Annotated in this window: 11 protein-coding genes; 7 read left to right on the plus strand and 4 right to left on the minus strand. The window is 75.2% G+C overall.

The annotated features are described in order from the left end of the window. Positions 1-4: 4 nt before the first annotated feature. Together FHX31_RS11540 and FHX31_RS11545 are read right to left on the minus strand one after the other, a co-directional pair. Positions 5-1207: a cytochrome P450 gene (locus FHX31_RS11540; RefSeq protein WP_013286870.1), complete on the minus strand. Its 1203-nt coding sequence runs from the start codon at positions 1205-1207 to the stop codon at positions 5-7. Positions 1208-1217: 10 nt separating this feature from the next. Beyond that, the gene (locus tag FHX31_RS11545; RefSeq protein ID WP_013476412.1) at positions 1218-2381 is read right to left on the minus strand and encodes a nucleotide disphospho-sugar-binding domain-containing protein; all 1164 of its coding nucleotides are present in this window, start codon (positions 2379-2381) and stop codon (positions 1218-1220) included. Positions 2382-2538: 157 nt separating this feature from the next. On the opposite strand from FHX31_RS11545, the gene FHX31_RS11550 reads away from it, so the two are divergent. Further along, positions 2539-3750: a cytochrome P450 gene (locus FHX31_RS11550; RefSeq protein WP_013286868.1), complete on the plus strand. Its 1212-nt coding sequence runs from the start codon at positions 2539-2541 to the stop codon at positions 3748-3750. A 7-nt stretch (positions 3751-3757) separates the two neighbouring features. Here FHX31_RS11550 and FHX31_RS11555 read toward each other — a convergent pair whose 3' ends face one another. After that, positions 3758-4621 (minus strand): TauD/TfdA dioxygenase family protein, encoded by an 864-nt coding sequence (locus FHX31_RS11555; protein WP_013476413.1) that lies wholly within the window; start codon positions 4619-4621, stop codon positions 3758-3760. 161 nt (positions 4622-4782) lie between these two features. Here FHX31_RS11555 and FHX31_RS11560 point away from each other — a divergent pair, with 161 nt between their 5' ends. From FHX31_RS11560 to FHX31_RS11585, 6 genes are all read left to right on the plus strand, one after another. After that, complete coding sequence (locus tag FHX31_RS11560) at positions 4783-5808, plus strand: methyltransferase (protein ID WP_013476414.1); 1026 nt, start codon at positions 4783-4785, stop codon at positions 5806-5808. Positions 5809-6060: 252 nt separating this feature from the next. Continuing rightward, positions 6061-7080 carry a polyprenyl synthetase family protein gene (locus FHX31_RS11565; protein ID WP_184976083.1) on the plus strand — a complete coding sequence of 340 codons (1020 nt, stop codon included), beginning with the start codon at positions 6061-6063 and terminating at the stop codon, positions 7078-7080. After that, positions 7077-8111: a UbiA family prenyltransferase gene (locus FHX31_RS11570; protein ID WP_123109412.1), complete on the plus strand. Its 1035-nt coding sequence runs from the start codon at positions 7077-7079 to the stop codon at positions 8109-8111. The genes FHX31_RS11565 and FHX31_RS11570 overlap by 4 nt, the downstream gene beginning before the upstream one ends. Next, entirely contained in the window at positions 8108-9808 is a 1701-nt protein-coding gene (locus tag FHX31_RS11575) for a prenyltransferase/squalene oxidase repeat-containing protein (RefSeq protein WP_184976086.1), read from the plus strand. Before FHX31_RS11570 ends, FHX31_RS11575 begins: the two co-directional genes overlap by 4 nt. After that, on the plus strand, positions 9805-11079 hold the full coding sequence (locus tag FHX31_RS11580; protein ID WP_184976089.1) for an FAD-dependent oxidoreductase: 1275 nt from the start codon (positions 9805-9807) through the stop codon (positions 11077-11079). The genes FHX31_RS11575 and FHX31_RS11580 overlap by 4 nt, the downstream gene beginning before the upstream one ends. Beyond that, positions 11079-12104, plus strand: a complete 1026-nt coding sequence (locus tag FHX31_RS11585) for an aminotransferase class I/II-fold pyridoxal phosphate-dependent enzyme (protein ID WP_486481667.1) — start codon at positions 11079-11081, stop codon at positions 12102-12104. Before FHX31_RS11580 ends, FHX31_RS11585 begins: the two co-directional genes overlap by 1 nt. On the opposite strand, the gene FHX31_RS11590 is transcribed toward FHX31_RS11585, so the two are convergent. Beyond that, positions 12009-12977: a 2-hydroxy-acid oxidase gene (locus FHX31_RS11590; protein ID WP_402883848.1), complete on the minus strand. Its 969-nt coding sequence runs from the start codon at positions 12975-12977 to the stop codon at positions 12009-12011. The genes FHX31_RS11585 and FHX31_RS11590 overlap by 96 nt on opposite strands. Between the last annotated feature and the right edge of the window lie 5 nt (positions 12978-12982).

Genomic DNA, 12982 nt, shown 5'->3' on the forward strand with positions numbered 1-12982 from the left:
CCGGTCACCGGTCCCAGGTCACCGGCAGCGACTCCAGGCTGCGCACCACCAGCCCGGGCCGGAACCGCAGCTCCGCCTCGTCGACAGCGAGCCGCAGCCCTGGCAGCCGCCGCAGCAGCGCGCCCAGCGCCTCCTGCAACTCCATCCGCGCCAGCGCCGCGCCCAGGCAGTGGTGCGGACCGGCGCCGAACGCCAGGTGCGGATTGTGCACGCGGGTCAGGTCGAGCGTGTCCGCGCCCGGGAACACAGTGGCGTCCCGGTTGGCCGACGCGATCGCCGGCAGCACCGCGGCGCCGGCCGGCAGGCGTACGCCGCCCAGCTCCACCTCCTCGGTCGTGACCCGGGGCAGCAACACCCCGTTGTCGCCGAGCTGGATGAAGCGGGACAGCTCCTCGACCGCCCGGGCCACCGCCACCGGATCGTCGCCGCGCAGCCCGGCCAGCTGCTCCGGATGGCGGGCCAGGACCAGCAGGAACAGGTTGAGCTGGTTGGTGGTGGTCTCGTGCCCGCCCACGAAGATCCCGGCGGTGACCGACACCAGCTCCCGTTCGGTCAGGTCGTCATGGTCGTCCCAGACCGAGATGAGCGCACTCATCAGGTCGTCGCCGGGCTCGCGGCGCCGCTCGTCGATCAGCTCGCGGAACGCCTCCAGCGCGGCCCGGGGCGCGTCCGGATCGGCGTCCCAGTCGCCGACGAGAGCGTCCGACCACTGGCGTACCCGCTCCCGGTCCCGCTCCGGGATGCCGAACAGCGTGCTGATCACGGAGATCGGCAGGGGACCGGAGAGGTGCGTGATCAGGTCGGCCGGCGGACCCGCGGCCTCCAGCTCGTCGATCATCCGGTCGACGAGCGCCGCGACCCGCGGGCGCAGCTCCTCCACCCGGCGGACGGTGAACGCGTGCGAGACGGCCCGGCGCATCGTGGTGTGCCGGGGCGGATCCATCCCGATCAGCGAGTCCTCGGCGAGTGAGCCGAGTTCCCGGGTCGGGCGGTTCGGGCCGGCCGCGGCGGCCCGGCTGAACCGCTGGTCGGTGAAGACCCGGCGCACGTCGGCGTGCCGGGTGGCCAGGTACGCGCACGCCCCGTCGGGCAGCTCGACCCGGGCCACCGGGCACGTCTCCCGCATCCGGGTGTAGTCCGGCGACGGGTGGTAGATCGTCGGAGCCGGCGCGAGCGGGTACGGGATGGCCGGTGGCTCCTGCGTCATCTGCGACTCCTCAGATCGGGCCGCCCCGGGCCAGGGCGGCAAGCGCCGGCACCAGATCCGCGGGGGCGGGCATGGCGTGGACCCGGTCACGCATCGACGTCGCGGCCCGTCGCCGGGGCCCGTCACCGACCAGTTCGCCGACGAGTTCCCGGACCGCGTCGGCGGTGGCCTGCTCACCCGTCAGCGAGGTGCCGGCGCCGGTGGCGGCCAGCCGTTCCGCGTTGAAGTGCTGGTCACTGACCTGCGGCAGGACGAGCTGCGGCACGCCGTAGGCGAGCGCGGTCATGGTGGTGCCGGCCCCGCCCTGCTGCACGAGCGCGGCGCAGGTCGGCAGCACCAGCCGTACGGCCAGCGGCCCGTCGACCAGGCGGACCCGGGCCGGCAGCGGGCCCAGCCCCTCGTGCTGACGCGGTTCGACCACCACGACGACCTCCACGTCGAGCCCGGCCACCGCCCGGATCACCCCGCCCAGGTCGAACCGGTCGTGCAACCCGGCGGCGGCCATCATGGTGCCCGCCGTGACGCACACCCGGGGCCGGCCCGCCGGGCGGCGCAGCCAGTCCGGCACCACGGCCGGACCGTTGTACGGCACGAACCGCACCGGACGGCCGGGGCGCGCCGTCGGCACCTGCATGGGCGGCGGCACCGGATCGAGCGTCAGGACGCCGTCCAGCGGCACGTCGGCGGCGCGCAACCCGAACCGGGCGGCCAGCGGCCCGACCACCTGATCCGGGTCCAGGCGCAGTGTGGTCGAGGAGTCCGGCCCCCACAGGTTCAGCACGCCCGGCACGCCCAGCGCGGCGGCGGCCACCGGCGCGGCCAGGTTGAACGGCTCCCAGAGGACCAGGTCCGGCCGCCAGGACCGGCCGAAGGAGACCAGGTCGTCGAGGACGGCGTCGGCGAACCGGACCACCCCGCCGTCGGCGGTGATCGCCGGCACGACCGCGCCGGCCGGCGCGGAACCGGCGAGCGGGGCCACCGTGCCGATCCGGCCGGCGAACGCCTCGGCGAAGTCGACGTCCGCGCCCAGCGGTACGGCGGCGAGCCCGGCCGCGCTGATCGTGGCGGCCAGCGACGGGTGACTCGCCACCCGCACCTCGTGACCGGCGGCCTGCAACGCCCAGCCGAGCGGGACCAGGCTGTAGAAATGCGACCGCCAGCCCCACGTCGACATCAGAATTCGCAGCGGCGCAGTCAAATCCCACCAATCCGCGCGGCGAAACGGCAGCCCTGGAGAACCGATGCTAGGGGATCGGCACCGGTACGCGGAAGGCCGCGGACGCATGCGACGGATATTGACGCCGGACTAACCGATGCTGGACTCTTAGCCGATGTCGGACGTGGACCGCGATCAGCTGCCCGGTGGCCCGGTGACAGTCAATTCCGGGCTGCGTTCCTATCCGTTCGAACCGTTCACCGGAGACCTTCCCGCCGAGCTGCTGGAGATGGTCGTCGCCGAGCCGGTCAGCCGGGTGCGGCTGCCCGACGGGCGGGCGGCCTGGCTGGTGCTCGGCTACGAGGACTGCTGCACCGTCCTGGCCGATCCCCGCTTCTCCCGGCTGCCGCTGGGCGCGACGGCGACACCGGACGGCGGCGGCCCCCGTGAGTTGAACATGGACGGTCCGGCGCACGCCGTGGTGCGGCGGGTGGCCGGCCGCGCGTTCACCGCCCGGCGCATCGGGACGTTCCGGCCCCGGGTGCAGCGGCTGGTGGACGAGCTGGTCGACGCCATGCTGGCCGGTCCGCGCCCGGCCGACGTGGTGGCCGGACTGGTGGCGCCGCTGCCGGTGCTCGTGGTGTGCGACGTGCTCGGCGTCCCGGCCGCCGACCGGCCCCGGTTCTACGCCTGGATCGAGGGGCTGAACTCGGTCACCGCGTACGGCTCGGCCGCCGCCGTGACCGCGCAGGCCGAGCTGCGTGACTACCTGGCCGGGCAGCTGGCGCGCAAGCGGGCCGAGCCCGGCGACGACCTGCTCTCGGCCTGGGTCCGCGGCGGCGGCGCGCACGAGCTGGTCGACGCCGAACTGGTCGAGCTGGCCATGGGGGTGCTGCTCGGCGGGCTGGAGATCAATTCGACGAGCGCGGGCCTGCGCGCGTTGTTCCAGCACCCGGAGCAGCTGGCGAAGCTGCGGGCCGCGCCGGGCAAGCTCGCCGCGGCCACCGACGAGATCCTGCGCTACACGTCGGTGAGCGCCATGTTCCGGGTACAGGTGGTCCGCGAGGACCTGGTCCTCGGCGGGGTCGGGATGAGGGCCGGCGACTGCGTGATGGCGATCCCGTGGGCCGGCAACCGCGACCCCCGGTTCTTCCCCGAGCCGAACGTCTTCGACATCGACCGCCGGCCCGGTGTGCCGCATCTGACCTTCGGCTTCGGGCCGCACTTCTGCCTCGGCACGGCGCTGGGCCGGATGCAGGTGGAGCTGTCGCTCGGGGCGCTGCTGACCCGGATGCCGGCGCTGTCTCCGGCCGTGCCGCTGGCGGAGATCCCGTGGCGGCACGACCGGATGAACGGCGGCATCGCCTCCTTCCCGGTCACCTGGTGACCGGCGGTCAGTAGCTCTCCACCGCGTTGACCCGGCCCGGCCAGTAGCGTTCGCCGGGTGCCGGGACGTAGTGCTCCCACCGGGGCTCGTTCCCGGTCGGGTGGTCGCCGAGCACGGTGATCCGCTGCCCGCGCCGCAGCCCGTCGTAGTCGTTCACGGCGTAGTGCTGGGTGACCCGGTTGTCCCACACCGCGACGTCCCCGGTCCGCCACCGGTAGCGGCAGGTGAACTGGGGACTCTCGGAGAAGGTGAACAGGTGCTCCAGCAGCGCGTCGCTCTCGTTGCGGGTCAGCTGCGGGATGTGCGAGGTGAACAGCCGGTTGACGTACAGCGAGCGGCGCCCGGTCTCCGGGTGCACCCGGACCACCGGGTGTTCGGCGCGGCTGGTGAACTCGGTGCCGATCCGGATGACGTGGATGGCGGTCAGCCCGTCGAGCAGGTCCCGCATCGGCGCGGAGAGCGCCTCGTAGACCCGGTACTGGTTGGTCCACATGGTGTCGCCGCCGACCTCGGGCAACTGGATCAGGTGCAGGACCGAGGCGATCGGCGGGCTCTGGTGGAACGTCATGTCGGTGTGCCAGACGTCGACCTTGCCGCCGTCGGCGGAGTCGATGACGACGATCTCCGGGTGCCCGTCCAGCCGGGGCAGGTACGGGTGCAGCTCCACCTCGCCGAAGCGACGGCCGAACGCGACGTGCGCCTGCGGCGTCAGCCCGGTCTGACCGGCGAGGAAGACCACCTGGTGCTTGAGCAGCAGGTCGTGGATCAGCGCGAAACCCTCGTCGGTGAGCGTGTTCAGGTCGATGCCGTGGACCTCGGCGCCCAGCGCGCCGGAGACGAGCCGGACCTCGGCCGCGATGGATGTGGTCATCGATGATCCCTCCGGTCTGCGCGCCTCGGCTGGTCCGCGAATTGTTCCACGTCCATGAATGTCCTCACCAGCCGTCGTCGTTGACTCACCCGCCGTACGCCTGGAAGCATGCGCACCGGCGGGGGCGGCGGTGCCGGCCCGCGACGCGGGAGGAGGCGCCGGTGTCGATCGATGCCCAGATCGAGGGTGACGCGGGGGAGCGGCTCGACCGGCTCACCGACCTGGCCACCCCGTTCGCGGTCCGCACGGCGGTGACGCTGCGCGTGCCGGACCGGATCGCCGCGGGCGTCACCGGTCTGGGTGAGCTGGCCGACGCCTGCGGCGCGGACGCCGCCGCGCTGGGCCGCCTGCTGCGCTACCTCGTGCACCGGGGCGTGTTCGTCGAGGTGTCGCCGGACGTGTTCGGCCTCACCGACGTCGGCGAGCTGCTCTGCGACCGCGACGGCGGCGGCCACGGCGCCTACCTGGACCTCGGCGGGCTCGGCGCGCGGATGGACCTGGCCTGGACCGGCCTGCCGCACGCGATCCGCACCGGCGGGCCCGGCTACCGGGAGGTGCACGGGCGCGACTTCTGGGCCGACCTCGACGCCCACCCGGACCACCGGGCCTACTTCGACGCGCTGATGCTCAGCCAGCAGCGGTTCACCGCCCCGGAGGTCGCGGCGCTCTACCCCTGGCACGAGGCGAAGCACGTGGTCGACGTGGCCGGGGGTGCGGGCGGGCTGTTGCGGGAGGTGCTGGGCGCCCATCCGCACCTGCGGGGCACGCTCGTCGACCGCGACGAGCCGGTGGCCACCGCCGCCGCGACGTTCGCCGCATGCGGCCTCGCCGACCGGGCCGAGACCGTGGTGGGGGACTTCTTCGCCCCGCTGCCGCCCGGCGCCGACGTGTACGTGGTCTCCCGCGCGCTCACCGACTGGAGCGACGCCCACGCCACCGCGATCCTGCGGCGCTGCGCCGAGGCGGCCGGGACCACCGGCAGGGTGCTCGTCATCGAGGTGCTGCCGACGGTGCCGCACGTGCCGCACCTGTCCCCGTACGACCTGCGGATGCTGGTCCTCGTCGGCGGCCGGGAGCGCGGGTTGCCCGAGTTCGCCGCGCTCGCCGCCGCCGCGGGCCTGGCGCCCCGGCGCACCTACCACGGCACCGACGGGCTGACGCTCATGGAGTTCGCCGCCGGCGCCTGAGCGGGCCCGGGGGAGCCGAACCTGTCCGGTGCCGTCCCGTGCGCCCGAACATTGACGTATATGCATCGAGATGGCGGCCGTGGGTCAAACGGCGGATTTCTCTGCGCATCGGTCAATGTGCTGAAGAATGCTGTCGCGACATTTGCGGCCACCCATGTCCATGCGCGTTTATCAATGGTTGTTCCGGGGAGGACCTACCGGTAACGTCTCGCGTGGCGACTAGCCGATCCCTGGCGAAAGGGTCGACGCGTCATGACGGTTGCTGGCTCCACGCGATATCCGCCCTTCATCGACGACCTGGCCCGCAGCGAATCGGGGCGGCTGCTGCGCGCCGAACTCGGCCGGCGGTGGCCGGAGACGCCCGACCAGCTCGACGCGATCGTGCGCTACGCGCTGCTGCCGGCGGGCAAGATGCTCCGCCCGATGATGACGCTGCACGCCGCCGAGGCGGTGGGCGGATCACCACGGGACGTCCTCGCCGCCGCGCTCGGCACCGAATACCTGCACGTCGCGACGCTCGTGCACGACGACATCATCGACGCCGACACGCTGCGCCGTGGCCGCCCGGCGGTCCCGGTCGCGTACGGCATCCCCGGCGCCATCGTGGCCGGGGACCACCTCATCTTCCACGCCTTCCAGGCGATGGTGGAGAGCGGCCGGGCCGTCCCCGCGGCGTCGGTCGTCTCCGCCGTCACCGCGCTCGCCGAGGCGGGCCAGGACCTGTGCCGGGGCCAGGCGCTGGAGGCGCGGCTCGTCGGCGACCTGGACGCGGGCGCCCGCTGGTACCCGGAGATGATCCGGCTCAAGACCGGCTCGCTGTTCCGCGCCGTGTGCCACATCGGCGCGTTGCTCGGCGGCGCCGACCCGCTGGTGGCCTCCGCGCTGGCCCGCTACGGCGAGCACGTCGGCACCGCGTTCCAGATCCGCGACGACCTGCTGTCCTACCTGTCCACCCCGGAGCAGACCGGCAAGCCCGCGACGAGCGACCTCAACAACGGCCGCCCCACGCTGCCGTTGCTGCTGGCGTACGACGCGATCAGCGACGCGGCACGGGTGGAACTGCTGGCGGTGCTGCACCGCCGTGGCGCCGGTCCCGGCGACGTCGAGTGGGTCACCGCCCTGCTCCGCGAGGTGGGCGCTGTCGACGGCGCCCGGCGGCTGATGGTGGAGCACGCCGAGCGGGCCCGCGCCGAGCTGGCAGCGCTCACCCCGTCCGCGAGCGCGGACGTGCTCACCGGCATCGCGGCCTGGATGACGAGCGAGATGGCGTGAGCACGGCCGGCGCCGTGCGAGCACTGCGGGCCCACGTGGAGACCTGGCGGCCCTACACCCTCTGGTACGTCGGGCTCGTCGGCCTGGCCGGCGCCGCAGTGGCCGGTGGCCACGATCCGTGGCTGCTGCTGTCGGCCTGGGCCGCGCCCACCGCCGGCTGGCTGGGCGGCCACTATCTCGGCGACTACTTCGACCGGGACCTCGACGCCGGCAGCAAGCCGCACCGGCCGATCCCGTCCAGCCGGCTGCGCGCGGGCACGGCACTGTGGTGCGGCAGCGCCTGCTTCGCCGCACTCGGGGTCCTGGCCGTACTCGGTGGATGGGGCACCACAGTGGCGGCGCTGCTGGCCGCGTGCGGCATCGTCGCGTACAGCAGGTGGTTCAAGGCCCGGGGGATCGCCGGCAACCTGGTCCGCGGCGCGCTCGGCGCGGTCGCGCTCGGCTACGGCGCGCTCGCCGCCGGCCTCGCGCCGGACCGGGACTGGGCGGTGCCGGTGCTGCTCGCGCTCGCCGTCGCGTTCTGGTCGCACGACGCCATGTCCAACCTGGTCGGCGCGCTGCGCGACATCGACGGCGACCGTGCCGGCGGCTACCGCACGCTGCCGGTGGGGCGGGGCGTGCCGGCGGCCGTACGGACCGTGGTGGCGCTCTACGCCGTCACGATCGGCGCCGCCGTGACCGCCGGGCTGCTGGCCGAGCCGGGCACACGGATGGCGTACCTCGCCACTGTGCTCGTCGTCCTGGTCACCGGCGTCGCCGCGCTGGCTCCGCTGGTGGCGCGCCGCGACGGGATGCCCGTCCTGGTGGCGCTGCGCGCCCACTCGGTCCTGGTCGTCGAGCGGGTCGTGCTGGCCTCGGCGGCGGTCGGGCTCGGCCTCGGCGTCGCCGTGCAGCTCGCGCTCGCGCTGCCGATGGTGCTGCTGACCTGGCTGGCGCAGCGCGGCATGCGCGTCCGGCACGAACTCGGCCCGCCGGTCGCGGGCCTGACCCTCGCCACCCACAGTCGACTGCCTCTGGAGGACGCGCCGTGACCGCTGTGACCGCCGAGGCCGTCGGGAAGGCCCTCACCGCTGGTGCCGAGGCGCTGTTCCGTCGCCGCCGCCCCGACGGCGCCTTCAGCGACGACCCACCCGCCTCGGTGCTCGGCACCGCTGGCGCTGTCGCCGCGCTGCACGCCGCCGACCCGTCCGGCTGCGCCGACCTGGTCGACGCCGGAACCGCCTGGCTGCGCCGCGCGCAGCACGACGACGGCGGCTGGGGTGGCGTCGTGGGCGCCGGCACCGCCGTCGTACCCACCGCCGTGGCGGTCGCCGCGCTGGCGCTGAGCGCACCGGCTGACAGCGCCGACGCGATTGCGGCGGGCCGCGCCCGGCTGGCCGCGCTCGGCGGCGTCGACACCATCACCGATCCGGCGATCTCGCTGCTGTGCCGGCAACTGCTCACCATGGCCGGGATGACAGCCGAGGCCGGCCCGCTGCGCCGGCTGCCGCTGGAGATCGTCCTGTTCGACCGGGTACGCCGGCAGCGCCTGTCGTTCCGTACCGCGCCGTTCGTCGGGCTGGCCCTGATGCAGGCCGACATGCTGCCCGCGGGCCGGCTGCGCCGGGCCACGCTGCGCCGCGCCCGTCCGGCGGCGGTACGGCTGCTGCGGTCCATCCACGACCACGAGGGCCGCACCGGAGCGCTCAGCGAGGACCCGTGGCCGGCCGCGCTCGTCCTGCTCGGTCTGGCCCGCAGCGGCGAGGCGCCCGACATCGCCCGCGCCGTCGTCGGCTGGCTGCGCCGGGCGGTACGCCCCGACGGATCCTGGGACGCGGTCAGCAACCTGGACCTCACCCGGTCCGGGTACGCGGCGACCGGGCTGATCGCGGCCGGCTACGCCGACGATCCCCGGCTGCACGCCACCCGGGAGTTCCTCCACGCCGCCCGCAAGACGGAGGCGTTCGAGGTGCTGGACGTGCCGCCGGGCGGGTGGAGCTACTCGAACGCCCGGGGCTGGCCGGTCACGCTGGAGTCGGCCGAGATCCTCTCCGCGCTCGCCGGACTCCCCGGCGCCGGCACCGACCCGGTGCTGCGCCAGGGACTGGCGTGGCTCGTCGGCCGCCAGGACAGCCGCGGCTCGTGGAGCCTGTGGGTCCGCGACACCCGGCTCCCCAACGACGGACCCTGCCCGGCCATCACCAGTCAGGCGATCCTCGCGCTGCACGACGCCGGGCATTCGGACGACCATCCGGCGATCGCCCGCGCGGCGGCCTGGCTGCTCACCCGGGCCGCGCCCGACGGCACGTTCGAGAACCTCTGGTACCGCGACCACACCTCCGGCACCGCGGTGGTGGTCGCCGCGCTGTCCCGGGTCGGGCACGCCCGGCACGAGGTGGTGCGCCGCGCGGCCCGGTGGCTGCGCGACACCCAGCTGCCCGACGGCTCGTGGGGCCCGGGCGACGGCACCGGCGGCACTGTGGAGGAGACGTCCTGGGCGGTGCAGGGCCTGCTCGCGACCGGCGATCCGGACGCCGCCGCCGCGGTGGACCGGGGCGTCGCCTGGCTGGTGGCCGCCGCCGGACCGGACGGCGCCTGGCCCGCCGCCCGGGTGTGCAACTACATCCGCCACCACATGCGGTACCCGAACGCGGTGATCACCCAGGCGCTCGCGCTGCGGACGCTCGGCGAGTACCGCCGGGCCGCCGCCACGCGGTCCGGCGCCGCACCGGGCGCGGTGGCCCGATGACCGCCGACGTGGTGGTGGCCGGCGCCGGCGCGGGCGGGCTGGCCTGCGCGCACGCGCTCGGCGCGCTCGGCCTGCGGGTGCTCGTGCTCGACCGGCAGCGCGCTCCCGCGTCGATCGCCAAGGGCGAGATCCTCCAGCCCGAGACGGTCCGCATCCTCGACTCCTGGGGCGCGCTGGACGCCCTGCGGGCCACCGGGGCGCGCCCGGTCGGGCGGCTGGCCATCCGCGACGCGCACGGCGAGCCGCTGCTCTGCCTGGACTACGCGGGCCTGCCCGGGGCGTACCGGCAGATCCTCTGCGCCGACTACGGCGACCTGCGCGCGGTGCTGACCGACCGGCTGCCGACCGGCGTGGAGGTCCGGTGGGGCGTGCGGGTGACAGGCGTCCGGCGCGATCACGACGGGCGGATCGGCGCCGTCCGGGTCGTCGCGGACGGCGCCGAGCGGGACATCGCGGCGTCGCTGGTGGTCGCGGCCGACGGCATGTCCTCGCCGCTGCGCCGCGCGGCGGGGATCGGCGTGGAGCGCCGGGAGTACCCGCACGGCCTGGTCGCCTTCGACGTGGACGGCGCCGAGGTGGCCGACGAGGTGTCCGCCTACCGCACCGCCCGGGGACTCTGCCTGGTCTACCCGCTGCCGGGCGGGCGGTGCCGCCTCTATGTGCAGGTCACACCGGACGAGTTCCGGGGCCGCGTGGACCTGGACGCGTGGTGCGGACGGCTGCTCGCCGACGTGCCGGCGATCAGCCCGCTGGAACCGGCCGTGCGCGCGAGCCTGCACCGGCGCCAGTTGCTCGCGGTCTACCGGCTGCGCAGCGCGCGCCTGGCCGCACCGGGGCTCGCGCTCGCCGGTGAGGCCGCCCACGCGGTGCACCCGATGGCCGCGCAGGGCGTCAACAGCTCCCTCGGTGACGCCGAGACGCTCGCCGCCTGCCTGGCCGCCGAGGGCGGCGCGCCGGAACCGGCCGCCGTGGACCGGGCGCTGCGGGCCTTCGAGGCGGCCCGGCGGCCCCGGCTCGACCACGTCGCCACCGTCAGCCACAACGCCTCCCGCATGATCACCGCCGTGTCCGGGCTGCCGAAGCTGCTCGGCGCGCGGATGATGCGCCGTACCGCCGCCAACCCCCGGCTGCTCGGGCTCACCGCCGGCAACCTCTCCGGCACCGACGTGCGGCCGCTGTCAGCCGTCGACCGGCTCTACCAACTGGGGCTGCTGGCCGACCGGCACGCGCACACCCCGTCCCCACCGGTCCCGTCGGAAAGTGAGCGATGATGACGCCTGCCACCGCCGTCGGGACGCAATCCCCGGCCGACCTGTCCATGAACGAGACGCCCTACCCGCCGCTGCCGGGGATCCGGCGGGTGGTCGAGGGCGCCGCCGCGACGCTCCAGCGCTATCCGGACCGCACGTCGTCGGCGCTCGTCGCGGCGCTGTCGGCGCGGCTCGGCGTGGGCCCCGAGGCGATCCTCGTCGGCCCCGGCTCGGCCGGACTGTGCCAGCACCTCGTGCAGTCCCTCGGGCCGCGCCCGGACGTCGTCCACCCGGCCCTGTCGTTCGAGGGCTACCCGCTGATCATCGGCAACGCCGGCGCCCGCGCCGTGCCGGTCCCGATGCGCGGGTACGACCACGACCTGCCGGCCATGGCGGACGCGGTCACCGACCGGACCCGGTGCGTGCTGCTGTGCAACCCCAACAACCCGACCGGTACGGCGCTGCGCCGCGACGACGTCGAGGCGTTCCTGGAACGGATCCCGGCCGACGTGCCGGTGATCGTGGACGAGGCGTACCGCGAGTTCGTCACCGACCCGCGTTCGCCGGACGGGATGGACCTGTACCGCGCGTACGACAACGTCTGCGTGCTGCGCACGTTCTCCAAGGCGTACGGGCTCGCCGCGCTGCGCGTCGGGTACGCAGTGGTGCCGCCCCGGCTCACCCGGGCCGCCGCGCTCACCGGGGCGGTGTTCTTCCCCTCCGCGCTCGCCCAGGCGGCGGCGGTGGCGAGCCTGACGCCGGAGGTGGGTGCCGAACTGACCCGGCGGTGCACCGAGCTGGTGGCGGCGCGTACCGGTCTGATCGGCGCGCTGCGCGGCCTCGGGCTCACCGTGGCGCCCAGCGAGGCCAACTTCGTGTGGCTGCCGCTGGGGGAGCGGGCCGTGCCGTTCGCCGAGCGGGCCCGGGAGGCGGGCATCCTGGTGATGGCGCTACCAGGCGCCGGGGTCCGGATCACCGTCGGCGCCCCGGAGGCGAACGAGCGGCTGTGCGCGTTCGTCCGAGCCGCGCTCGCCGACGGGCTCTGACCGGCCCGCCGGCGCCAGCGCGGCCACGCTCAGGTAGCCCAGGCCGGGCTCGTAGTCGGCCACCACCACCGGCCGGGGCCGCGCCGCGTCCCCGGCGAGACGGTCCAGCAGCGCCCACCAGACCCCGGTGGACGGCTGCCTCGGTGGACCGGTCGTCACCGCGCCGCCGCCGGGGCCGGGCCACACGGCCGCGAGGTCGGCGCCGAGCACGACCGCGACATCGGTACGCCCGGCCGTCAGCTCGCGCACCTCGGCCGCCGCGAGCGCCGCGACGTCGCCGGGGCCGACGTCGGCGTGCTGGCGCAGCCCTGTGACCCGCGTCCCGCCGGTCCGGGCGGTGTCGTCGTCGGCGGTGCCGTAGAGCATGGCCACGGCCCGGTGGCGGGCCGGTACGGGCACCGCCGTGTCGTACGGCAGGACCGCCTGCTCGACGGTGAGCAGTAGGGCACGGCGGCACCCGTACTCGCGGGCGATCCGCAGCCCGGTGAAAGCCGCCGCCGAACCCTGGTCGCAGAGCGCGAACGACATCGGCGTGCCCGGGCACACGTGACTGAGGTACGCCGCGGTGGCCCGCCCGGGCAGCACGTCGTGCACGGCGAACGCCAGCACCAGCAGGTCCACCGGCTCGTCCGGAGGCACGAGCGCCGGGATCAGCTCGGCGGCCATCTCCCCGTACGACTGACCCAGCGCCCCCGACGGCGCGTCGAACAGACCGTTCGGCACGCGCAGTCCGTACGGCCGGGTCAGGTCCGCCAGGTAGCCGGCGCTGCGCTCGCGCAGCACGGGATCGGCGAGCAGCGCGGCGGGGCCGGTGACCGTGCGCCGCGCGGCCCGCAGCAGGCGCAGCCCGTCGTCCAAGGTGGCCTCCCGCACGCCGG

The organism is Micromonospora sp. CNZ286, assembly GCF_014207755.1.